Annotated in this window: 20 protein-coding genes; 15 read left to right on the top strand and 5 right to left on the bottom strand. The window is 65.7% G+C overall.

Features of this window, described 5'->3' with window-relative positions; all coding sequences use genetic code 11:
- Positions 1-72 precede the first annotated feature (72 nt).
- Positions 73-1,164 (bottom strand): acyltransferase family protein, encoded by a 1,092-nt coding sequence (locus ACIGJG_RS29585; protein WP_011300107.1) that lies wholly within the window; start codon positions 1,162-1,164, stop codon positions 73-75.
- Between the two features lie 273 nt (positions 1,165-1,437).
- Here ACIGJG_RS29585 and ACIGJG_RS29590 point away from each other — a divergent pair, with 273 nt between their 5' ends.
- The gene (locus ACIGJG_RS29590) at positions 1,438-2,352 is read left to right on the top strand and encodes an amino acid ABC transporter substrate-binding protein (RefSeq protein WP_483674058.1); all 915 of its coding nucleotides are present in this window, start codon (positions 1,438-1,440) and stop codon (positions 2,350-2,352) included.
- Positions 2,353-2,546: 194 nt separating this feature from the next.
- Positions 2,547-2,849: a hypothetical protein gene (locus tag ACIGJG_RS29595; protein WP_011300105.1), complete on the top strand. Its 303-nt coding sequence runs from the start codon at positions 2,547-2,549 to the stop codon at positions 2,847-2,849.
- 78 nt (positions 2,850-2,927) lie between these two features.
- Here the strand turns inward: ACIGJG_RS29595 and ACIGJG_RS29600 are convergent, their stop codons facing one another.
- Entirely contained in the window at positions 2,928-3,809 is an 882-nt protein-coding gene (locus ACIGJG_RS29600) for a hypothetical protein (protein ID WP_011300104.1), read from the bottom strand.
- Between the two features lie 162 nt (positions 3,810-3,971).
- On the opposite strand from ACIGJG_RS29600, the gene ACIGJG_RS29605 reads away from it, so the two are divergent.
- The 8 genes from ACIGJG_RS29605 (at position 3,972) to ACIGJG_RS29640 (ending at position 12,119) form a co-directional block, all read left to right on the top strand.
- Positions 3,972-4,532: an HdeD family acid-resistance protein gene (locus ACIGJG_RS29605; RefSeq protein WP_483673608.1), complete on the top strand. Its 561-nt coding sequence runs from the start codon at positions 3,972-3,974 to the stop codon at positions 4,530-4,532.
- A gap of 420 nt (positions 4,533-4,952) precedes the next feature.
- Entirely contained in the window at positions 4,953-6,674 is a 1,722-nt protein-coding gene (locus ACIGJG_RS29610) for a glycosyltransferase family 39 protein (protein WP_140950150.1), read from the top strand.
- 10 nt (positions 6,675-6,684) lie between these two features.
- Entirely contained in the window at positions 6,685-7,056 is a 372-nt protein-coding gene (locus tag ACIGJG_RS29615; protein WP_011300101.1) for a DMT family transporter, read from the top strand.
- A 43-nt stretch (positions 7,057-7,099) separates the two neighbouring features.
- Positions 7,100-8,275, top strand: coding sequence for a DegT/DnrJ/EryC1/StrS family aminotransferase (locus ACIGJG_RS29620; protein WP_011300100.1), 1,176 nt, complete (start codon positions 7,100-7,102; stop codon positions 8,273-8,275).
- Positions 8,254-9,231: a glycosyltransferase gene (locus tag ACIGJG_RS29625; protein WP_011300099.1), complete on the top strand. Its 978-nt coding sequence runs from the start codon at positions 8,254-8,256 to the stop codon at positions 9,229-9,231. Before ACIGJG_RS29620 ends, ACIGJG_RS29625 begins: the two co-directional genes overlap by 22 nt.
- The gene (locus ACIGJG_RS29630; RefSeq protein ID WP_140950163.1) at positions 9,231-10,166 is read left to right on the top strand and encodes a formyltransferase; all 936 of its coding nucleotides are present in this window, start codon (positions 9,231-9,233) and stop codon (positions 10,164-10,166) included. The genes ACIGJG_RS29625 and ACIGJG_RS29630 overlap by 1 nt, the downstream gene beginning before the upstream one ends.
- The gene (locus ACIGJG_RS29635; protein WP_011300097.1) at positions 10,163-11,215 is read left to right on the top strand and encodes a bifunctional UDP-4-keto-pentose/UDP-xylose synthase; all 1,053 of its coding nucleotides are present in this window, start codon (positions 10,163-10,165) and stop codon (positions 11,213-11,215) included. Before ACIGJG_RS29630 ends, ACIGJG_RS29635 begins: the two co-directional genes overlap by 4 nt.
- Before the next feature lie 10 nt (positions 11,216-11,225).
- Entirely contained in the window at positions 11,226-12,119 is an 894-nt protein-coding gene (locus ACIGJG_RS29640; protein ID WP_140950221.1) for a polysaccharide deacetylase family protein, read from the top strand.
- Between the two features lie 52 nt (positions 12,120-12,171).
- On the opposite strand, the gene ACIGJG_RS29645 is transcribed toward ACIGJG_RS29640, so the two are convergent.
- Positions 12,172-14,262, bottom strand: a complete 2,091-nt coding sequence (locus ACIGJG_RS29645; RefSeq protein WP_258234536.1) for a heavy metal translocating P-type ATPase — start codon at positions 14,260-14,262, stop codon at positions 12,172-12,174.
- 117 nt (positions 14,263-14,379) lie between these two features.
- Between ACIGJG_RS29645 and ACIGJG_RS29650 the strand changes: the two genes are divergently transcribed.
- From ACIGJG_RS29650 to ACIGJG_RS29670, 5 genes are all read left to right on the top strand, one after another.
- Positions 14,380-14,550 (top strand): hypothetical protein, encoded by a 171-nt coding sequence (locus ACIGJG_RS29650; protein ID WP_258234537.1) that lies wholly within the window; start codon positions 14,380-14,382, stop codon positions 14,548-14,550.
- Between the two features lie 122 nt (positions 14,551-14,672).
- Positions 14,673-15,044, top strand: a complete 372-nt coding sequence (czcI, locus tag ACIGJG_RS29655; RefSeq protein WP_220630390.1) for a cation efflux protein, CzcI family — start codon at positions 14,673-14,675, stop codon at positions 15,042-15,044.
- 171 nt (positions 15,045-15,215) lie between these two features.
- Positions 15,216-16,496, top strand: coding sequence for a TolC family protein (locus tag ACIGJG_RS29660; protein ID WP_483673609.1), 1,281 nt, complete (start codon positions 15,216-15,218; stop codon positions 16,494-16,496).
- 19 nt (positions 16,497-16,515) lie between these two features.
- Entirely contained in the window at positions 16,516-17,739 is a 1,224-nt protein-coding gene (locus tag ACIGJG_RS29665; protein ID WP_483673611.1) for an efflux RND transporter periplasmic adaptor subunit, read from the top strand.
- A 16-nt stretch (positions 17,740-17,755) separates the two neighbouring features.
- Positions 17,756-20,983 carry a CusA/CzcA family heavy metal efflux RND transporter gene (locus ACIGJG_RS29670; RefSeq protein WP_483673612.1) on the top strand — a complete coding sequence of 1,076 codons (3,228 nt, stop codon included), beginning with the start codon at positions 17,756-17,758 and terminating at the stop codon, positions 20,981-20,983.
- Here ACIGJG_RS29670 and ACIGJG_RS29675 read toward each other — a convergent pair.
- Entirely contained in the window at positions 20,980-21,480 is a 501-nt protein-coding gene (locus tag ACIGJG_RS29675; protein WP_373460989.1) for a GAF domain-containing protein, read from the bottom strand. The two genes, ACIGJG_RS29670 and ACIGJG_RS29675, sit on opposite strands and share 4 nt — an antisense overlap.
- Positions 21,480-22,451: a Bug family tripartite tricarboxylate transporter substrate binding protein gene (locus tag ACIGJG_RS29680; protein WP_041680158.1), complete on the bottom strand. Its 972-nt coding sequence runs from the start codon at positions 22,449-22,451 to the stop codon at positions 21,480-21,482. The genes ACIGJG_RS29675 and ACIGJG_RS29680 overlap by 1 nt, the downstream gene beginning before the upstream one ends.
- Positions 22,452-22,520 lie beyond the last annotated feature (69 nt).

A 22,520-nucleotide genomic window follows, 5' to 3' on the forward strand; every position in this document is an offset into this window, starting at 1 on the left:
CCGTAGTCCGCACGTGCCGCTTTTGCTGCACTGACCATCCGCGCCATGCGACACGGACGAGACATCGGGCTGTTACGTCGTCGATTCTCCGGCCGTCCTGCGACGGCCGCCCGCCAGCATCCCGCGCAGCGCCGCGAACGGGCTGGTGCTTTCTACGTAACGGTGGAACAAGGATCCGGCAACATTGCTCGCCACCCAGGCCAGCAACATACCGAGCGCGTTGATCACCGGACGCCCCGGGGCGAGGTGCGAAACCACTGCGTTCACCACCAGGCAGATCGGGAAGTGAACCAGGAACACGGAATACGAGATGCGGCCAAAGAACCCCACGACCGCCGCACGCGGCCAGCCCTCTAGCCACCCTTCGCGCCTCGCCACAGCGAGCAGCACGGCAGTCGCCAGCGCCACGGCGATGCGCAGGCGGAAATCGATGATCAGCGCAGCCAGCCCCATCGCGCCAAGCAGCAGCAGCGGAATCGCCGAGCGCTCCGGATTGGATGCCCAGTACGCAAGCGTGCCCATGCCATAGGCGCCGAAGAAGTACACCGCCCAGATGTCCCACGACGCATCGCGGTTGAACCAGAACAGCGAGGCGATCGCCAGCGCGGACACCAGCACGATACCCGCGCGCGCACCCTGCCCCGACACGCTGCGCGCGAGCCACAGTGCCGTCACCAACAGTGCGAACAGCTGCAAGTCGATCGCGACGTACCAGACGCCCGCCGACAACGCATCGACGTCGAGCACGTTATGCAGCAGCAGCACATGGGCAAGGAACTGCATCAGGTGCGGTGGCGCCGGAATCGACTCGTGGACCATCCACGTACGCGCGATGGCAGCCCCGGCGATGCTGATGAGAATCGCCGCGGCATAGGGTGTAACCAGCTTCTGATAGCGGCGCCAGACAGCGACCAATGGATGCTGGCGAATCGTCAGGCGCCCTTGGGGCGCGAGGCTGCGCGCTGCCAGAAAGCCGCTGACGACCAGGAACACCTGCACCGCGATGCGGGCGTATTGCGACAGCCAGTCCAGCATGTCGGGCGCCAGCGAATAGGCGGCGTCGGACATCGGGCCGTAGAACGCAAGGTGATGAAGCACGATCAGCTGTGAACTGACGGCTTTCAGGGCGTCAATGCACGCTAGGCGCGAAGGACGGGGGCTCATTGTTATAAGAACGTTGCAAATAAGCGGGACGGGCCGGATTTTACCGCCTTCGCCGACACAATATGCGGCTTATTTGTCACAAAATGAGTAATGGTTACACAAATCAGCAGGATGTGCGGCTTGCGTGAGGATGCCCCCCAAGCGCGCATCACTTGCTCATGTCTTCTCGACGAAGCATTTGCTTATGAAAAAGTTGTCGTTCCGCATTCAGGCGTGCGGGTATACCCTTGCGACTTTGCTGCAACCGGCGTCATGACGCCTCGCCCGTTTCCTATGCCGTCCTTCCGCCTTACCGCCTCCAACCTGTTCCGCCCGTTGACCGCGCTACTGCTAGCCGTGGCCACGCTGTCTCCGCTTGGCGCCCGCGCGCAAAGCCCGGTGCTGGACAAGATCCGCGACAGCGGCACCATCGTGCTCGGTTATCGTGAATCCGCGCTGCCGTTCTCGTTTGCCGATGACAAGGGCCAGCCGGCCGGCTATGCCGTCGACCTGTGCCTGCGCGTGGCCGAGGCCGCCCGCCAGAAGCTTGGCCTGAAGGACATCAAGGTTCGCTGGCTGCCGCTCACGCCGCAGAACCGCTTCCCGGCCGTGGTCAACGGCCTGGTCGACCTCGACTGCGCGCCGAACACGAACTCGCTGGAACGGCAAAAGCAGGTGGCGTTCAGCGTGTCGCACTATGTTTCCACCGTACGCATGCTGGTGCGCGCAGATTCCGGCATCCAGTCGTTCGAAGACCTGCGCGGCAAGACCGTCGTCACCAGCGCCGGCTCAACAGGCGACCGCCATGTGCGCCGCTTGAAGCAGCAATACGGCTATCGGGACGTCTACGCCAAGGACCACGGCGAATCGTTCCTGCTGCTCGAATCGGGCCGCGCACAGGCCTTCGTCATGGACGACGTGCTGCTCGCCGGCCTGCGCGCCCGCGCCAAGGATCCGTCGCAGTTCGTGATCGTCGGCCCTCCACTTTCGACGGAACAAAACGCGCTGATGATGTCGAAGGCGGACCCGGAGTGGAAACGGTTCGTCGACCAGACACTGGCCGGCACATTTGCGGGCACGGGCATCACGACCCTGCAGAAGCACTGGTTCCAGCAGCCTATTGGCAGCCGCAAGATCAATCTCGCGCTGCTGCCGTCGAACCAGGTCCGGGACGCCTGGAAGCATCCGTCCGACGTCGCCTCGGAGTGATTTGAACGCAACAATCGCAATCAGATTGATGCGGCAATCCATGATTTCCATGAGGCCTACTGCCGGGTAGGCCCCCAGTTGACAGCTTGGCGAGTGCTTGGCGACACTGAAACTGGTTGCTCCGCGAACGGGGCGGCCGCGAACAATCAACCGCCCGATGGGGCGGTATAACCAGGCAGGACTCAGGAGAAATCATGAACAAGTTCGTTGCGATCGCAATCGCGCTCGCACTGGGCACGGCTGCTGTGGCCGCCCAGGCGCAGACCGGCGGCAAGAAGTTCGACCCGTACACCCAGGGTGCCAAGTCGGGTCAGAAGTTCGACCCGTACTCCGAAGGTGCCAAGAGCGGCGACAAGTTCGATCCGTACAGCCAGGGCGCAAACAAGAGCACCCGCAGCGACCTGACCGACGCCTCCGCTCCGGAAGCCAAGAAGTCGACCAAGTCGAAGTCCAAGAAGAGCAAGAAAAAGGCAGCTTCGGCGCCGGCCGCCAGCTGATACTGGTAAGCCCAATGACAAAGCCCGCGCCATGGCGCGGGCTTTGTCATTGTTGGTGAGGCGGCATCGCGAATACGCTTACGGCGCCTTCGTGTCCAACTCCATCGCCGTCACATCAATGCGCTGCACCTTGCCATCCTGCTTGACTTCCGTGCGCAACACGAAAGCCTCCGCGGGACAGTACCAGTCGGTAATCTGCATCACGGAAGGCTCGACCTGCACGACCTCTTCGCCGACCAGCAGCGGTCCCAGCGACGTGCGCTTTTCATAAGTGATCGGCAGGCATTCCCTGCGGCCGAGCACGGTATCGATCATCTGACGGCGGCCCACCTGGCGCGAACTGATGTTGATCGACGCATGCAACGCGCGCATGGTGCCCACCACCTGATCCGAACCCAGCGGATATATCTTCAGCGACAGGCTGGATTCGAACGTTTCACCATCCAGCGTGCTGCCTTCGCGCAGGTTCAGGCCGGCATAGTTGAAGACGCCTTTGCCCTTGAAGGCGGCCTCGCCGTACATGCGGGCGTAGCGCGCGCGGGCATTGATGATGGCGTGCTGGCTTTCGATGCTGGTTTCTTCGGCGGGGGTGCGCCGGTCAATGTTGACCATGTGCACCTGGTCCATGACCACCGGTGGTCCCATCAATGCCGACATGGCGGACTTTGACATGACCTCGAGTTGCGCGCGGCAACCCGACGGGCTGCGTCCGACGTTGCGCAGCGTCATGGTGATCGACATCGGCAACGCGCCGTCGCCCTCCATCTGCACTTGCGAGCCAGAGCGGAACCACGGCGCGTCGCAGATGACGGCGCCAGCCGGCATGGCCCGGGACGCAGCTGGCGCTGCGGTGCCCTGGCGAGACTCGGCTGGCTCCTCACCCCAGACCACTCCACTCGCGAGCAATGCCAGGGCGGCGACCGGGGCGTTTCGCAGGTAGTGCTGCGCCTTTGTCTTCACATGAATCCCTGTCTAGAATGGTCTTGCGTCCCCCACTGGCACCCGCCCGGGCCGGTCCGCAACCGCTGCGCTCTTTAAATTAGCGTGTTTCCCGCGTGCTGTCTCGTCGGGTTTTTCGGATGCCGCCACCGGCTGGCATTCCGGTACCTTGCAGGAGATCCCATGCTTCAGTACTACGCGAAATTATGGTGGGTGATCGCACTGCGCGGCATGCTCGCGCTGGTTTTCGGCATCTGCGCGTTTTTCGCGCCGATCGCCACGCTGGCGGCGCTGATCCTTATCTTCGGCGCATTCGCCGCCGCCGACGGGCTGATGGCGCTGCTGATGGCGATCTCCGGCAAGGAACGCGAGACCAGCGACCGCTGGGTCCTGGCATTGCAAGGCCTGCTCGGCCTCGGCGTGGGCGCGCTTACCCTGCTGAGCCCGACGATCACTGCGCTGTCACTGCTGATCTATATTGCCGCCTGGTCCCTGGCCACCGGTGTGCTGCAGATCGTCGCGGCGGTGCGGCTACGCAAGGAAATCCCTAACGAATGGTGGCTGATCCTTGCCGGACTGGTAAGCATCGCTTTCGCGTTCCTCGTTTTGTGGAAGCCGCTGGCCGGTGCGCTGGCCGTGCTGTGGATGATCGGCTCCTGGGCGATCGTGTGCGGCATCCTGCTCCTCGGCGTCGCGCTGCGCCTGCGCAGTGCCAAACCAGTGACCGTCGCCCAACCTGCCTGACGTCGCGTCTGTCCGGGCGCAAGGGTTCGGTCCGGGCATTCCGGGGGTCCACATACCCCGGAAAGGCAGGATGAGCCCCAGCCCGTGCTACCATTGCCCGCCCGTGCGAGGGACGGGGTCCGCGCAGCAGGAAAAGATACGTTTAAATCACAAATTTTTCCTGCCACAGGCCTTCAGCGGTGGCTTGTCCACCGGGAAGCGTTCGCAAACGTTGTGACGGCTTCCCGCCATGTCCGGCCGCATGCAGTCAGGCCGGAATGCCGGAACGGCCCTCGCCCGGGACATGTTGGATGGAGCCGATTCCAGGCCAGCCCCGCGCATGACCGGCACAGCCCGTGATGCGCCGGGGCGGCGCTGGCCGGCTCCCTGTCGCGCCAAGCGGCGCAAGCCATTCATCCGTCGACATTTCCAGGGAGTTCTATGCGTAGTTCCTCGACCTCGCGCTATGCCGGGCTGTCAGTTGGCGTTATCGCCCTGATCAGTCTGGGCATCCTGCTGGTCTGGTTCGGCACGCTCGACATGCGGCACCTGCTGCGCTCGGACGAAGGCCGCTACGCGGAAATTGCCCGCGAGATGTTTGTCACCGGCGACTGGGTCACGATCCGCTACCAGGCGCTCAAGTACTTCGAGAAGCCGCCTTTCCACCTGTGGGCGACCGCGCTGTCCTATACGCTGTTTGGCATTGGCGACTGGCAGGCGCGGCTCTGCGTGGCGCTGTCCGGGGCAATCGGCCTGCTGGTTTCCGTGCTCGCCGCGCACCGCTGGTTCGGCGCACGCGCTGCCGTGCTCACCGGATTCGTGATGGTCGCTGCACCGATGTGGAACGTGGCCGCGCATTTCAATTCGCTGGATATGACGCTGTCCGGCGCCATGGCCTGCGTGCTTGCCTTCATGCTGCTCGCGCAGCATCCCCACGCCACACCGGCGGCGCGCCGCAACTGGATGCTGGCGTGCTGGGTGGCCATGGGCGTCGCCGTCCTGACCAAAGGCCTGGTCGGTATCGCGCTGCCCGGCCTTGTGCTCGTCGTCTACACGCTCGTCACGCGGGATTTCGGCCTGTGGCTTCGCCTGCATCTGGTGTCCGGCATCGTGCTGATGCTCGTGGTCACGGTGCCATGGTTCTGGCTGGTGTCGGAACGCAATCCCGAATTCCTGAACTTCTTCTTCATCCACGAACACTGGCAGCGTTACACCTCGACGGTGCATTCGCGCAAGGGTCCGCTGTGGTTCTTCGTGCCGTTGCTGGTGGCGGGCTTCCTGCCGTGGCTGGGCGCATTCCCGGGCATGTGGCAAGCGGTGCGCGAACGCGCAGGCGTGGAGCGCGGCAGCGTCGCGCGGCCATTCCAGCCGGCGCTGCTTGCTGCGATCTGGGCCATTGCGATCTTCGTGTTCTTCAGCCTGTCGGGCTCGAAGCTGCCAGGCTATATCGTGCCGATCTTCCCGGCGCTGGGCATCCTGGCCGGCGTGGCACTCGACACCGCGACGGAACGCTCATGGCGGCGCCAGGTGAACTTCATGCTGGTCCTGGGCGTGCTCGGCCTGCTCGCCACGCCTTATGTGGCAACCCTCGACAAGCCCAGCACGCCAAACGTGGTCTATCGCGAGTTCGCGCTGTGGGTAGGCCTGGCCTTCGCCTGCATGCTGGCTGGCGCGTTGCTTGCACGGCACCTGCTGCGCACGCGTGGGGTATTTGCAAGCGTCGTCGCCTATGCTGTGGCCATGTTCCTGTGCGCGACACTTGCCTTCCGCGGGCATGAAGCCATGGGGCGTCCCGCTTCCGGCGCTGACCTGGTTCCTGCGATCAACGCGGTGCTGACGCCCGATATGCCGATTTACAGCGTGCGGCTGCTCGATCACACCCTGCCGTTCTACCTTCGCCGCACCGTCATCCTCGTCGAGCACCCCGACGAACTGGAGTTCGGTGTGGGCCAGGAGCCGCAGAAATGGATTCCCACCGTCGATGCCTTTGCCGAACGCTGGAGACAAGGCCCGCACGCCATTGCCATGATGTCGGCCGAGACGTTCGCCGACCTGACGGCGCGCGGCGTCCCGATGTTCACCATCGGCCAGGACAAGCGTCGCATCGTCGTGGCAAATTTCCCGCTGCCGGCAACCGCCCGGCCTCAATCTTCGAAGGACTGAACCCGGCGCCATGACGCTATCGACTTTCGCTTTCATCTTCACCGGCGTGCTGCTCAATGCCGCCGCGCAACTGCTGCTCAAGGCCGGCGTCAACGCCGTCGGCGCCATCACGATCGAACGGAGCACACTACTGCTCACGGCACTGCGCGTGCTGACGCAGTGGCCCGTGCTCGCCGGGCTGACCTTGTACGTGGTCAGCGTTGGCGTGTGGATCGTCGGCCTCTCGCGCGTCGATGTATCGATCGCCTATCCGATGCTGTCGCTCGGCTATGTCGTCAATGCGCTCGCCGCGTGGTGGCTGTTCGGCGAGATGATCGGGCCGCTGCGCGTGTTCGGCATCCTGCTGATCCTGGCCGGCGTGTTCCTGATCGCGCGCTCGTGATCCGGCGCCCCTTTATGCTGCATACCTACTGGCAAGCTACCCGATGACCGCTACCGCCGCTTCCGAATTCCTTCCCTTCGTCCGGCCCGAGATCGACGCGGACACCATTGCCGAAGTCGGCAAGGTGCTGGCATCCGGCTGGATCACCTCCGGCCCGAAGATGCAGGCGTTCGAGGACGCCCTGTCCCAGCTCTTTGGCGGACGCCCCGTGCGCACCTTCGCCAATGGCTCGGCCACGATGGAAATCGCGCTGCGGATCGCGGACATCGGCCCCGGCGATGAAGTCATCACCACGCCGATCACGTGGGTCGCCACCGCGAACGTGGTGCTCGCCGTGGGCGCGAAGCCCGTGTTCGTCGACATCGACCCGCGCACGCGCAATATCGACCTCGACGCCGTGGAAGCGGCCATCACGCCGCGTACGCGCGCCATCATGCCGGTGTACCTGTCTGGCCTGCCGGTCGACATGGACCGCCTCTATGCGATCGCCACCAAATACAATCTGCGCGTGATCGAAGATGCCGCGCAGGCCATCGATTCGCGCTGGCAAGGCAAGCGCATCGGCGCCTTTGGCGACCTGGTCAGCTTCAGCTTCCAGGCCAACAAGAACATCACCAGCGTCGAGGGCGGCTGCCTGGTGATGAACACGCCGGAAGAAGCCGTGCGCGCCGAACGCCTGCGCCTGCAGGGCGTGATCCGCTCGGGCATGGACGGCATGGACGTCGAAGAGCCCGGTGGCAAGTTCAACCTGACCGACGTGAATGCCGCGATCGGCCTCGCGCAGCTCGCAAAGCTCGACGCCATCACCGCGCGCCGCGCCGCACTGGCCGAGACCTATTTCCGATGCGCCGCCGACGCGGGGCTGGCCGAACTCGGCATTGAACTGCCCCAGCCGCTGGACCCGCAGCAAGCCACGACCAACTGGCACATGTTCCAGGTCGTGCTGCCCACGGAGCGCCTCGAAGGCGGCCCGCAGCAGGCTCGCCAGAACGTGATGCAGGCCATGCGCGAGCGCGGCATCGGCACCGGCGTGCACTATCCCCCGATTCACCTTTTCACCTACTACCGTTCCCTTGGCTGGCGCGCTGGCATGCTGCCGCACGCCGAACGCATCGGTCGCGGCATCGTCACGCTGCCGCTGTTCCCCGCCATGCAAGCCGCCGATGTGGAACGGGTCTGCGCAACTCTCAGCGAAACATGCAAACGTCTCTCCAAATGAGCCCGGTCGAGGTTTCGGTCGTCATTCCGGTCTACAACGAAGAAGACGGGCTGCAAGCCCTGTTCGATCGTCTGTATCCGGCGCTCGATGGCCTTGGTGACTCGTACGAGGTCATTTTCATCAATGACGGCAGCGTCGACCGCTCGGCGGCCATGCTCGCCGCGCAGTTCCACAAGCGCCCGGACGTGACCCGGGTGGTGCTGTTCAACGGCAATTTCGGCCAGCACATGGCCATCCTGGCCGGCTTCGAGCACACGCGCGGCAAGATCGTGATCACGCTGGACGCAGACCTGCAGAACCCACCCGAGGAAATCCCGCGTCTCGTGCAGACCATGCGCGAAGGCCATGACTACGTCGGCACGATCCGCCGCCAGCGCAACGACACGGCGTTTCGCCGCTATGCGTCGCGCGCCATGAATGGCCTGCGCGAGCGGATCACGAAGATCCGCATGACGGACCAGGGCTGCATGCTGCGCGCGTATGACCGCAATGTGGTCGACACGATCAACGCCTGCCGCGAGGTCAACACGTTCATTCCCGCGCTGGCCTACACGTTTGCGTCGAGCCCGGTGGAAATCGAAGTCGGCCACGAGCAGCGTCATGCCGGCGAGTCGAAGTACTCGCTGTACCAGCTCATCCGCCTGAACTTCGACCTGGTGACCGGTTTCTCGATCGTTCCGCTGCAATGGTTCTCGGCCATCGGTACGGTACTGTCGCTGTTGTCCGGCGTGCTGTTCGTGGTGCTGCTGATGCGCCGGTTCCTGTTCGGCTCGGAAGTGCAGGGTGTGTTCACCCTGTTCGCCATGAACTTCTTCCTGATCGGCATCCTGCTGTTCGGCCTGGGCCTGCTCGGCGAATACGTGGGCCGCATCTACCAGGAAGTGCGCGACCGGCCGCGCTACCGTATCAAGGCCGTCCTTGAGGCGGAGCCTTCCCGCCACCGGACGGAGGCATGATGCGCGCAGTCGTCTTTGGCTACCACAACGTCGGCGACCGCTGCCTGCGCGTGCTGCACGCGCGCGGCGTCGATGTGGCGCTGGTCGTCACGCACCGTGACCGCGCTGACGAGAACATCTGGTTCCGCCGCGTGGCGGATACGGCTACGGAACTCGGCATCCCGTTTATCTACGGCGAAGACCCGGCCGATCCGGCGATTGCCCAGGCCGTGCGCGACGCGAGCCCCGACGTGATCTTCTCGTTCTACTACCGCTCGATGATCCCGGCGAGCGTGCTGGCGCTGGCCCCACAAGGCGCCTTCAACATGCACGGCTCGCTGTTGCCTAAGTACCGCGGCCGCGTGCCGGTGAACTGGGCCGTGCTGCATGGCGAAACGGAAACCGGCGCCACGCTGCATGCGATGGAAGCCAAACCGGACGCCGGCTACATCGTGGACCAGACCGCGGTGCCCATTCTGCCGGACGACACGGCCGGCGAAGTCTTCGAGAAAGTCACCGTGGCCGCCGAGCAGACGCTGTGGCGCGCGCTGCCGGCCATGATGGCAGGCAACACGCCGCAACATCCGAACGTGCTGGCACAAGGCAGCTACTTCTCGGGTCGCCGTCCCGAGGATGGCCGCGTCGACTGGAGCCGCCCCGCGGCCGAGGTCTACAACCTGATCCGCGCGGTGGCGCCGCCCTACCCCGGCGCGTTCACCGACATCGCCGGCCAGCGCTTCGTCGTTGCGCAGGCGCGCCGCCCGCTGTCCGCCCCGGCGCTGCCGACCGGCTGGCGCCCCGGCCTGCACGTGAGCCAGGGCCAGATCATCGGCCTGTGCGGCGACGGCGGCCAGGTGCGCATCGACACTCTGCTTAATGCCGCGACATCCGCGCCGGTCACCGCGCAAGCGCTGGCACCCATTCTTACCGAACAGTCCAACGAGGAAAACCGATGAAAAAGGTCCTGATTCTTGGCGTCAACGGCTTCATCGGCCACCACTTGACGCGCCGCATCCTGGAAACGACGTCGTGGGAGGTCTACGGCATGGACATGTCGTCCGACCGCCTCGGTGACCTCGTCGACCATCCGCGCATGCACTTCTTTGAAGGTGACATCACCATCAACAAGGAGTGGATCGAGTACAACATCCGCAAGTGCGACGTGGTGCTGCCGCTGGTGGCCATCGCCACGCCCGCGACCTACGTGCGCCAGCCGCTGCGCGTGTTCGAGCTCGACTTCGAGGCGAACCTGCCGATCGTGCGCGCCGCCGTGAAGTACGGCAAGCACCTGGTGTTCCCGTCGACCTCCGAGGTCTACGGCATGTGCGCCGACGACGAATTCGATCCCGAGTCGTCGCCGCTGATCTACGGTCCGATCAACAAGCCGCGCTGGATCTACGCCTGCTCCAAGCAGCTCATGGATCGCGTGATCCACGCTTACGGCATGGAGCAAGGCCTGAACTACACGCTGTTCCGCCCGTTCAACTGGATCGGTGCGGGACTCGACTCGATCTTCGAATCGAAGGAAGGTTCGTCGCGCGTGGTCACGCAGTTCCTCGGCCACATCGTGCGCGGCGAGCCGATCAAGCTCGTCGACGGCGGCGAGCAGAAGCGTGCGTTTGCCGATATCTCGGACGGCATCTCGGCGCTGATGCGCATCATCGAGAACCCGAACGGCATCGCCACGGGCAAGATCTTCAATATCGGCAACCCGTCGAACATCCACTCGGTGCGCGAGCTCGCCGAGATGATGCTGAAGATGGCCGCCGACTATCCCGAATACGCCGAGGAAGCGCGCAAGACGCAAATCGTCGAGACCTCGTCGGGCGACTTCTACGGCAAGGGCTACCAGGACGTGCAGCACCGCGTGCCGAAGATCGACAACACCATGCAGGAACTCGGCTGGAAGCCCGAGGTGACGATGGAACAGGCGCTGCGCCGGATCTTCGAGGCGTATCGCGAGAAGGTCGTCGAGGCCCGCACGCTGGTCGACGGCGACAACTGAGTACGGACCCATGGCCAGAATCGCCCTCAAGGTCGACGTCGACACGCTGCGCGGTACGCGCGAAGGCGTGCCGACGCTGTTGTCCATGCTGGACGCGGTGCAGGCGCAGGCTACCTTCCTGTACAGCCTGGGACCGGACCACACCGGCTGGGCGCTGCGCCGGGTGTTCCGGCCGGGTTTCCTCAAGAAGGTGTCGCGCACGTCGGTGGTCTCCAACTATGGCCTGCGCACGCTGATGTACGGCGTGCTACTGCCGGGGCCGGACATCGGCCGCAAGGCCGCTGCCGAGATGCGCGCGGCGCGTACGGCCGGACATGAATGCGGCATCCACACGTGGGACCATGTCTACTGGCAGGACAACGTGCGCCAGCGCGACCCGGCGTGGACGCGCCGGCAGATGCAGAACGCATTCGACCGCTACGTCGATATCTTCGGGGAGGCACCGCCCACGCATGGCGCGGCGGGCTGGCAGATGAACGACGAGGCGTTCCGCCAGATCGACGACTGGGGCATGGCCTATGCGTCCGACGGACGCGGCACGGCGCCGTATATCCCGGCCGTCGGTGGCGTGGCGTGCCGTCACGTGCAGATGCCCACGACGCTGCCTACGCTAGATGAAATGATCGGCGTGGACGGCCTCACCGAGGACAACGTCCATGAGGCCGTGCTGCGGCTCACGGAAGCCAACGTTGGCGACCACGTCTTCACGCTGCATACGGAGCTGGAAGGCGGCAAGCTCGCGCCCGTGTTCCGCCGCCTGCTGCAGGGCTGGCGCGCGCAGGGGCATGAGCTGGTGTCGATGGCCACGTACTACCGGCATATCGACCGCGACACGCTGCCGACGTTGCCGGTGACGTGGGGGTCGATCGAGGGACGCAGCGGCGAGCTGATCATCCAGCCCTGAGCATCACCGCCCGGCCGGGCGCGCCTGGCGCCCGGCTTGTTCCCATTGGCCGCTACCGCCGCGCCAGCCGCAGCCCGTTGAACACCACCAGCAGGCTCGCGCCCATATCGGCGAATACCGCCATCCACATCGTCCCCATCCCGGCCAGGGTCAGCGCGAGAAACACGGCCTTGATGCCGAGCGCCAGCGTGATGTTCTGCCACAGGATGCGCGACGTGCTCCGCGACAGCCGCACGAATGCGGGAATCTTGCGCAGGTCGTCGTCCATCAGCGCCACGTCGGCGGTTTCAATCGCGGTATCGGTGCCCGCGGCGCCCATCGCAAAGCCGATGTCCGCACGCGCGAGCGCCGGGGCGTCGTTGATGCCGTCGCCCACCATGCCGACCTTGCCACGCGCGGCATGCGTGTCGGCGGCCAGCGTGCCGATGGCGTCCGCCTTGTCCTGCGGCAACTGGTTGCCCCGCGCCTCGTCAATGCCGACCTGTGCGCCGATTGCCTGCGCCGTATGCGGGTTGTCTCCGGACAGCATGATGGTCTTCACGCCAAGCGCGTGCAGTTCGGCAATGGCCTGCCGGCTGGTGTCGCGCACGGTATCGGCCACGGCGAACATGGCCAGCGCTGCCGCCGCGCCGTCCTTGCCGAGGCGGGCCAGCAGCACCACGGTCTTGCCCTGGCGCTCAAGCGCCTCCAGACGATCTTCCAGCGTGGGCGAGCATGCGCCCATGTCGTGGATCAGGCGGTGGTTGCCCAGGCAGTAGTCGTCGCCATCAATACGGCCGCGCGTGCCGCGACCGGCCAGCGCCTCGAACTCCGTGACATCAAGCAACGCGATGCCGTCGGCCTGCGCCGCCGTGGCCACGGCCTTCGACACCGGATGATCGGAACGTGCGGCAAGGCTCGCGGCAATCGCGCGTGCGCGGGGCGCATCCTCCACGAGCATCGCGTAATCGGTCTGCGCAGGCTTGCCGTGCGTGATGGTGCCGGTCTTATCGAGTGCGACCCATGACAGGTCCTTGCCCTGCTCCAGGTACACCCCGCCCTTGATCAGGATGCCTCGCCGCGCGGCCGCCGCAAGGCCGCTGACGATGGTCACCGGCGTGGAAATCACGAGCGCGCACGGGCACGCGATCACCAGCAGCACCAGCGCCTTGTAGATCCAGTCGACCCACGATGCGCCCGTCACCAGCGGCGGCACCACCGCCACTGCCAGCGCGATGGCGAACACCGTTGGTGTATAGATGCGCGCGAACTGGTCGACAAAGCGCTGCGTCGGCGCGCGGCTGGCCTGCGCGGCCTCGACCGCGTGGATGATGCGGGCCAGCGTGGAATCGTTGGCCGGCGCCGTGACCTCGTATTCAATCTCGCCCGACTGGTTGATCGAGCCTGCGAACAGCGCGTCGCCAACGCCCTTGTCGACCGGCACGCTTTCGCCGGTGATGGGCGCCTGGTCCAGCGCCGACTGCCCGCGCACCACGCGCCCGTCCAGGGCCACGCGCTCGCCGGGGCGCAATCGGACCACTGCGCCCACCGCCACGCCGGCGGCGGGCACGCCAGCCCAGGTGCCATCCAACTGACGGACGGTCGCCTGCTCAGGCGCCATTGCCATCAGGCCACGGATCGCGTTGCGCGCGCGATCCAGCGACGCGGCCTCGATGCGTTCGGCCAGCGCGAACAGCACCATGACCATGGCCGCCTCCGGCCATTCGCGCAAAACCAGTGCGCCGGTCACGGCAATGCTCATCAGCGCGTTGATGTTCAGGTTGGCGTTGCGCAGCGCGATCCAGCCCTTGCGGTAGGTCGTCAGCCCGCCGAGCGCCACCGCAGCAATGGCGAGCAAGGCCGGCAACCACGTATTGCCGAGTCCCGCCCATTCGGTGACTTCGGCGCCGATCGCCGCCACGCCCGCGAGCGCCAGCGGCCACCACGGCTTGTGTTCTGCGGCGGGCAGCGGCGCTGCCTGTTCCGGGACGAGGGGCTCGGCCTTCATACCGAGGCTCGCAATGGCATTCACCACGGACTCGGTCGACGCCAGCGTGTGATGCACGGTCAGCACGCGCTGCATCAAGTTGAAATCGAGCGCCGCCACGCCGGCCATGCCGCCGAGCTTGTTGCGGATCAGCGTCTCCTCGGTGGGGCAGTCCATCGCGTCGATGCGATAGCTGGCCGAACCCGCGCCGGCCGGGATGGCTACGTAAGCTGCAGGCGCGACGCTGATCGTCGTACTGCATGCGCTGCCACAGCAGGCTGGCGCTTGCGGCGCATGGTCGTGATGATCGTGGCCGTGATCATGATCGTGGCCATGGTGGTGGCCATGGTCGTCGCGGGTACGCGCGTGATCGTGGCCGCAGCCTTCGCTGCGAACGTGTTCGTGTGGCAATGCGTGTTCAGGTGTCGTGCGAGCCATTTCTTCTTTCCCGCTGGTTTGACTTGATGCCATTGAAGACCCTGTAGCCGCTACAGAGTCAAGCCTCACGCCGGGAAGACCGTGCCTGCGTCAGGGTGACGCACGGTACGCTTGCCAGCCAGCCGAGGCGCGCCGCTATAATCGCCGCCATGCGCCGCCTGCTGATCCTTCTCTTCGCCGTCATGCTGCCGCTCCAGTTCACCTGGGCGAGTGCAGCTGCGTACTGCGAGCATGGGCGCGAGCAACAGCGCCAGCAGGAAACCGGCGCCGCGCCAGTCTGGCACTTCGGCCACCACACGCATGAGCATGAGGCCGGCGCCGCCCACGGCAAGTCCGGCACCAAGCTGCCCGATGTCGATTGCGCCGTCTGCCACTTCGCTGGCTCGCAGGTCATGCTGCCGGCCGAGACGCAACCCGCGTCCTATCACTTCATCACCGTGCGCTACCGCGTGCTGCCCGTGCACTACGCGTCAGTGACCGCGCGCACACCGGATCGCCCCCAGTGGCTGCCCCTGGCGTAATCCGCCGGTTCGGGGCCATGGCCTACTCCCTTCCTTTGCCACGCCTGTCCTGAGCGGACAGGTTACGGCGTCCCGGATCGACGGATCTCGCGGCGTGATTGCCGTCGGGGCGCGCACGCGCTTCTGACGCGGTCTCGCCAGTGTTCCTGGTCTTCGATCCGGTGATACCCGATGAAACATGTAGTGATACCGCTGGGGCTGGCTGTCGTCTTGCTCGGCCCCGTTGCGCATGCCGCCACAGATGCGGCCATGCCGCCCGTCTTGCAGGACCAGCGCCCTGCACAACCACACGACGCCTCGGAGACGCAGGGCGTGCTGACTCTCGATACCGCGCTGGCGCTTGCCGTCGCCCGCAGCCCCACCCTTTCGGCTGCCCGACGGGAGCTCGATGCCACCGAAGGCGGCATCACGCAAGCGCGCACGATCCCCAATCCGTCCGTCGGCTATGAGATGGAAGACACGCGGCGCGCATCGCGTACGACCACCGCGCAAGTGAGCGTGCCGATCGAACTCGGCGGCAAACGCTCCGCTCGCATCGACGCCGCGCAGAAGGCGCACGAGCTCGCCAGTGCACAGCTCGGCAATGCCGAGTCGGACCTGCGCGCCGCCGTGATTGGCGCGTTTTTCCAGGTGCTGGTGGCGCAAGAACGTGTCAGCCTGGCCGAGAGTTCGGTCGGCATCGCCACGCGCGGCACGCAGGCCGCGGCAAGGCGCGTGGCGGCCGGCAAGGTCTCGCCCGTGGAGCAGACCCGCGCCGAGGTCGAACAGGCCAATGCCGAACTCGAACTGGCCGAGGCGCGCGCCACGCTCGACGCGGCCCGCCAGCAGCTGGCCGCCCAGTGGGGCAGCCAGCTGCCGGTGTTCGCGTCGGCAAGCGGCGACCTGGAGGCACTGCCGTCGCGGCCCCTGCCCAATGTCCTCGATGAAGCGCTCGATACCGCCCCGGAGATGCGCGCGAGCCAGAGCGAAATGGCACGGCGCCAGGCGATAGTCAACGTAGAACGCAGCCGCCAGTACCCCGACGTGACCGTGAGTGTCGGCGCCAAGCGCGAATATTCGTCGGACCGCGGGTACTACCCGGTGCTCGGCGTCTCGCTTCCATTGCCGCTGTTCGACCGCAACCAGGGCAACCTGTACACGGCGATCCGGCAGGCCGACAAGGCCGCCGACGAATCGCGCGCCACGCGCGTACGGCTGGCCAGTGACCTGCGCCAGGCCTCGAACCAGCTCGCGCTGTCTCGCAATAGCGCGCTGACCTTACGCCAGACCGTGCTGCCTGCCGCGCAGCGTGCGTACCAGGCCGCGTCGCAAGGATTCGAAGCTGGCAAGTTCGCCTATCTCGAAGTGCTGGACGCCCGGCGCACGCTGCTGCAGGCACGCGTGCGCTATCTCGGGGCCGTGGCCGCGACCTACCAGGCCGCCACGACCATCGACCGCATGCTCGGCCGCTGAGCGGCTACCAAGGATTCCCATGGCAATCACCAAGACCCAACGCAACGCGATCGTTGCCATCATCGGCGGTGGCGTGCTGGCTGGCGCCGCACTACTCTTCATCGGCCGTGGTCCCGGCGACGACCACGATCACGGCGAACACGCCGCGGAGCCGCGCAGCAACGAAAGTGGAAAGGAAGACAAGGCCACCGCATTGGCCAAAGACGCGCATGCCGCCGACCGCATCGCCATGACGCCCGAGCAGATCCGCAACGCCGGACTGGAATTGCACACAGCCGGCCCCGGCCGCGTGCAGGCCGCCGTGCAGTTTCCCGGCGAAATCCGCTTCAATGAAGACCGCACCGCCCACGTCGTGCCGCGCATGGCCGGCGTAGCGGAGTCCGTGCCGGCCGTGCTGGGCCAGCGCGTGAAGAAGGGAGAACTGCTTGCGGTACTGGCCAGTACACAGCTTTCGGATCAGCGCAGCGAACTGCTGGCTGCGCAGAAGCGGCTGGAACTCGCCCGCACGACCTATACGCGCGAGAAGCGCCTGTGGGAGGACAAGATCTCGGCCGAACAGGATTTTCTGGCCGCGCGCACCGCGCTGCAGGAAGCCGAGATCGCGGTGCAGAACGCGACCCAGAAGCTCACCGCAATCGGCGCCCGGCCGGCGTCGGCCGGACTCAACAAGTTCGAGTTGCGCGCGCCGTTCGACGGCATCGTCGTCGAAAAGCACCTCGCGCTCGGCGAAGCGGTAGCGGCGGACACGACCGTCTTTACGATTTCCGATCTCGCCACCGTGTGGGCTGAGTTCGCGATCGCGCCGAAGGACCTGAGCCAGGTACGGCTCGGCGAGAAAGTCAGCATCGCTTCCACCGCGTTCGACGGCACTGCCACGGGCACCGTGTCCTACGTGGGCTCGCTGCTCGGCCAGCAGACACGCACCGCGACCGCGCGCGTAACGCTGTCGAACCCGGACATGGCATGGCGCCCCGGCCTCTTCGTTACGGTCAGCGTGGCCGGACAGGAAACCGAAGTCCCCGTCGTCGTCGAAAGCGAAGCCGTGCAGACTGAAAGCAGCCAGCCAATGGTCTATGTCGAGGTCCCAGGCGGCTTTGAGGCGCGCCCGGTCGCCACGGGACGCAGCGACGGCAAACGGATCGAGATCGTCAAGGGGCTGGAGCCAGGCGCACGCTACGTCGCACGCAACAGTTTCGTGCTGAAGGCCGAGCAAGGCAAGGCCGGCGCCGAGCACGCCCACTGATCCGCAGGAGCTGACCATGTTCGAACGCATCATCCGCTTTGCCATCGAGCAGCGCTGGCTGGTCCTGCTGGCAGTGCTTGGCATAGCGCTGCTGGGCCTCTACAGCTACAGCCGCCTGCCGATCGACGCCGTGCCCGACATCACCAATGTGCAGGTGCAGATCAATACCGAGGCGCCCGGCTATTCGCCGCTGGAAACCGAGCAGCGCGTCACCTACCCGATCGAGACCGCCATGGCGGGCCTGCCCGGTCTGGAGCAGACACGCTCGCTGTCGCGCTATGGGCTGTCGCAGGTCACCGTGATCTTCAAGGACGGCACCGACATCTACTTCGCGCGCCAGCTTGTCAACCAGCGCGTGCAGGAAGCACGCGAAAAGCTGCCCGAAGGCATGACACCGCAGCTCGGCCCGATCTCGACCGGTCTCGGCGAAATCTACCTGTGGACCGTCGAAGCCGAAGACAGCGCGCGCAAGCCTGACGGTACGCGCTACACGCCGACCGACCTGCGCGAGATCCAGGACTGGATCATCAAGCCGCAACTGCGCACCGTCGCGGGTGTGACGGAGATCAACACCATCGGCGGCTTTGCTCGCGAGTACCTGGTCGCACCGAGTCCCGAACGCATGGCCTCCTATGGCTTGAGCCTGCAGGATGTGGTGCTGGCATTGGAGAAAAACAACAGCAACGTAGGCGCGGGCTATATCGAACGGCGCGGGGAGCAGTATCTGGTGCGCGCACCGGGACAGGTCACCTCCATGGACGATATCCGCGACGTGATCGTCGGCACCGCGCAGGGCCAACCCATCCGCATCCGCGATCTGGCCGAAGTGGGCGTCGGCCGTGAGCTGCGCACCGGCGCGGCCACTGACAATGGCCGCGAAGTGGTGCTCGGCACGGTCTTCATGCTGATCGGCGAGAACAGCCGCGCGGTGTCGCGGGCGGTAGACGTCCGCATGGCCGAGATCAACCGCACGCTCCCCGAGGGCGTACGCGCGGTGACCGTGTACGACCGAACCATACTGGTCGACAAGGCCATCGCCACGGTGAAGAAAAACCTGCTCGAAGGCGCGGCCCTGGTCGTGGCAGTGCTGTTCCTGTTCCTCGGCAACATCCGCGCGGCGGTCATCACCGCACTGGTGATCCCGCTGTCGATGCTGTTCACGTTCACCGGCATGGCCACGTACCGCATCAGCGCGAACCTGATGAGCCTGGGTGCGCTGGACTTCGGCATCATCGTCGACGGTGCGGTGGTCATCGTCGAAAACTGCGTGCGGCGCCTTGCCCATGGGCAGCAGCACCACGGCCGGCCGCTCACGCGCAGCGAACGCCTGCACGAGGTGTTTGCGGCCGCCCGCGAAGCCCGCCGTCCGCTGGTGTTCGGGCAGCTGATCATCATGATCGTCTACGTGCCGATCCTTGCGCTGTCCGGCGTCGAAGGCAAGATGTTCCATCCGATGGCGATCACAGTAGTACTGGCACTTGCCGGCGCGATGTTGCTGTCGGTGACCTTCGTTCCCGCAGCCGTGGCCCTGTTCATCGGCGACCGTGTCGCGGAGAAGGAAAACCGCCTGATGGAGTGGGCCCGCAAGCTGTATGCGCCGGCACTGGCCCGTTCCGTAGCGAATACGCCGGTGGTGCTGACCTTTGCCGCGGTCGCGGTGGTGCTGAGCGGACTGGTCTCAACGCGGCTCGGCAGCGAGTTCATCCCGAACCTCAATGAAGGCGACATCGCCGTGCAGGCGCTGCGCATACCGGGCACGAGCCTGAGCCAGTCGGTGGCCATGCAACAGCAGATCGAAACGCGACTCAAAGAGAAATTCCCTGAGATCGAACGCGTGTTCTCGCGCACGGGCACTGCAGAGATCGCCGCCGATCCGATGCCGCCCAATGCATCGGATGCCTACATCATGCTGCGGCCGCGCGGCGAATGGCCGGACCCGCGCAAGACACGCGACGAACTGCTTGTCCAGATGCAAGCGGAACTCGAGAAGATCCCCGGCAACCGCTATGAGTTCTCGCAGCCCATCCAGCTTCGCTTCAACGAGCTGATCTCGGGCGTACGAAGCGATGTCGCGGTCAAGCTGTTCGGCGACGACAACGCGATGCTCGAAGCCACGGCGCAGAAGATTGCGTCCGCGCTGCAGTCGGTGCCGGGCGCCGCGGAGGTCAAGGTGGAGCAGACGACGGGCCTGCCTGTGCTGACCGTCGCCATCGATCGCGCACGCGCGGCACGGTACGGTCTGAACATGACGGACGTACAGGACACCGTCGCCATTGCCATCGGCGGTCGCGATGCCGGCACGCTGTTCGAAGGCGACCGCCGCTTCCGCATCGCCGTGCGCCTGCCCGAAGATGTCCGTGCGGACGTGGATGCATTGCGCCGCCTGCCGATCCCCTTGCCGCCCGATGCCCGCCGCCCCGCCGCAGCCAATGGCGTGCGTACGACATCGAGCGACACCGCGCCACGCACCAGTTACATCCCGCTGGGCGAGATCGCCACGCTCGACATTGCGCCGGGACCCAACCAGGTCTCTCGCGAGAACGGCAAGCGCCGCATCGTGATCAGCGCCAACGTGCGCGGGCGCGATGTCGGCAGCTTCGTGCCCGAGGCACAGTCAGCCATCGCCGAACGCGTGACGATTCCCACTGGCTACTGGATCGCGTGGGGCGGCACATTCGAGCAGTTGCAGTCGGCCACCGACCGTCTGCAGATCGTGGTGCCGCTCGCGCTGCTGATGGTATTCGTGCTGCTGTTCGCGATGTTCGGCAACCTGAAGGACGGCTTGCTCGTGTTCACCGGCATTCCGTTCGCGCTCACGGGCGGCATTCTGGCGCTGTGGCTACGCGGCATTCCGCTGTCGATCTCGGCAGCGGTCGGCTTCATTGCGCTGTCAGGTGTGGCGGTGCTCAACGGACTGGTGATGCTGTCATTCATCCGCAGCCTGCGCGAAGAAGGACTCGCACTCGACGACGCCGTGCAGACCGGTGCGCTGAGCCGGCTGCGGCCGGTGCTGATGACGGCGCTGGTGGCGTCCCTTGGCTTTATCCCGATGGCAATCGCCACAGGCACGGGCGCGGAGGTGCAGCGGCCGCTGGCGACGGTGGTGATTGGTGGGATCGTGTCGTCGACAGCGCTCACGCTGCTGGTGTTGCCGGTGTTGTACCGGCTCGCGCACCGGCGCGATGAGCCGATGGCTCCCGGTGAGGACGTGCGCGAGGCGCTTGCGCAGGAGCCCCTGCGCTAGGCGCGAACCGCCGGTAATGCCAGATTGGCCAGGACGCGCAGCGTAGCGATTTCGCGCGCGTCCCAGGCAGCCCGATCGGACAGGTAGTTGAACGTGCCGAAGACGCGCCCGGCCCTGCACATGGGCACGTTGACGACGGCCGTGCAGCCGAGCGAGCGGATCAGTGCGACGTCGTCGAAGACAGCCGCCAGCGCAGCATCGCCCTCGCCTACGAACACTTCTCCGGCTTCGAGCAATTGCCGCCGCCACGGGCTGTCGGGCTTGGACTTCTTACCACCCGGCGGATAGGCGGCGGGATTCGACGACCAGATCCGCTCGATTTCCGCCGTGCCCGCATGCCATGCATTGATCGTCAGCAGGCCTGGCCCCAGCAGCCGTAGCGTGGCCTGGCCTACCGCATCGAGCGTTTCCAGCGGGCTGGCCGCACGCTCCAGGTCATCGCACAGTCCATTGGTGGCGACGAGCACCTCTGCAATGTGGTCAATGGCAGCGCTCATCATTCCGCCTGGATGCCGAGTTCGCGGATGAGCTTGCCGTAACGGTCCGCATCCTTGCGCAGGATGGTGCCGAACTGCTGCGGCGTGGATGTAGCGGTCTCTACGCCGATCGCATTCATCTTGCTCTTGACCTCGGGCAGCGACATCACTGCGTTGATTTCGCGGTTCAGGCGCGCGACCAGCTCGGCGGGCATGCCCTTCGGGCCGAACGCGCCATACCAGACAGCCAGTTCATAGCCCGGCACAGTTTCGGCGACCGTCGGGGTGTCGGGCAGCAGCGGCGAGCGCTTCGCCTCCGTAACCGCCAGCAACCGCAGCTTGCCGGCCTTTACGTGCGGCAGCGTCTGGGTGCCGGCCGAGAACAGCAATTGCGTCTGGCCCGCAACGGTGTCGACGACGGCCGGAGCGCCGCCCTTGTACGGCACGTGGAGCATCTGCACGCCGGCCATGCGCTCGAACAGCACCGCGCTCAGGTGATTGGTCGAGCCCGGGCCCGCGCTCGCATAGGCCAGCTTGCCGGGGTTGGCCTTAGCGTAAGCAATCAGTTCCTTCACGTTTTTCGCGGGCACCGACGGATGCACCACCATCGTGTTGGTCACATAGGCGAGCAGGCCGAGCGGCGTGAAATCCTCGACGCCGCGGAACGGCATATTGGCCATCAGCGCAGGGTTCATGGCATGCGTGCTCATCGAGCCGACCAGCAGCGTGTAGCCATCCGGCTTGGCGCGCGCCACCATCGCGGAGCCGATATTGCCCGACGCGCCCGGCTTGTTGTCGACGATGACCGGCTGGCCGAGGGAGCGCGTCAGGTGCTCGGACAGCACCCGAGCCAGGATGTCGGTCGAGCCGCCCGCGGCCCACGGGACGATCAGCGTCACGGGCTTCTGCGGATAGGGATCTGCGGCATGCGCGGTGGCGCATAGCGCCAGCGCGGCAACACCGCACAGCAGTCGTTTCACAATGGATTTCATGGTCTTGCTCTCCTCAATCCTCAATCGCGCGCGAGCCAACCTGCAGCTGCCCGCGCCCTTTTCTGTTGA

The sequence above is a fragment of the Cupriavidus sp. C1SS-2L genome, from assembly GCF_057073735.1.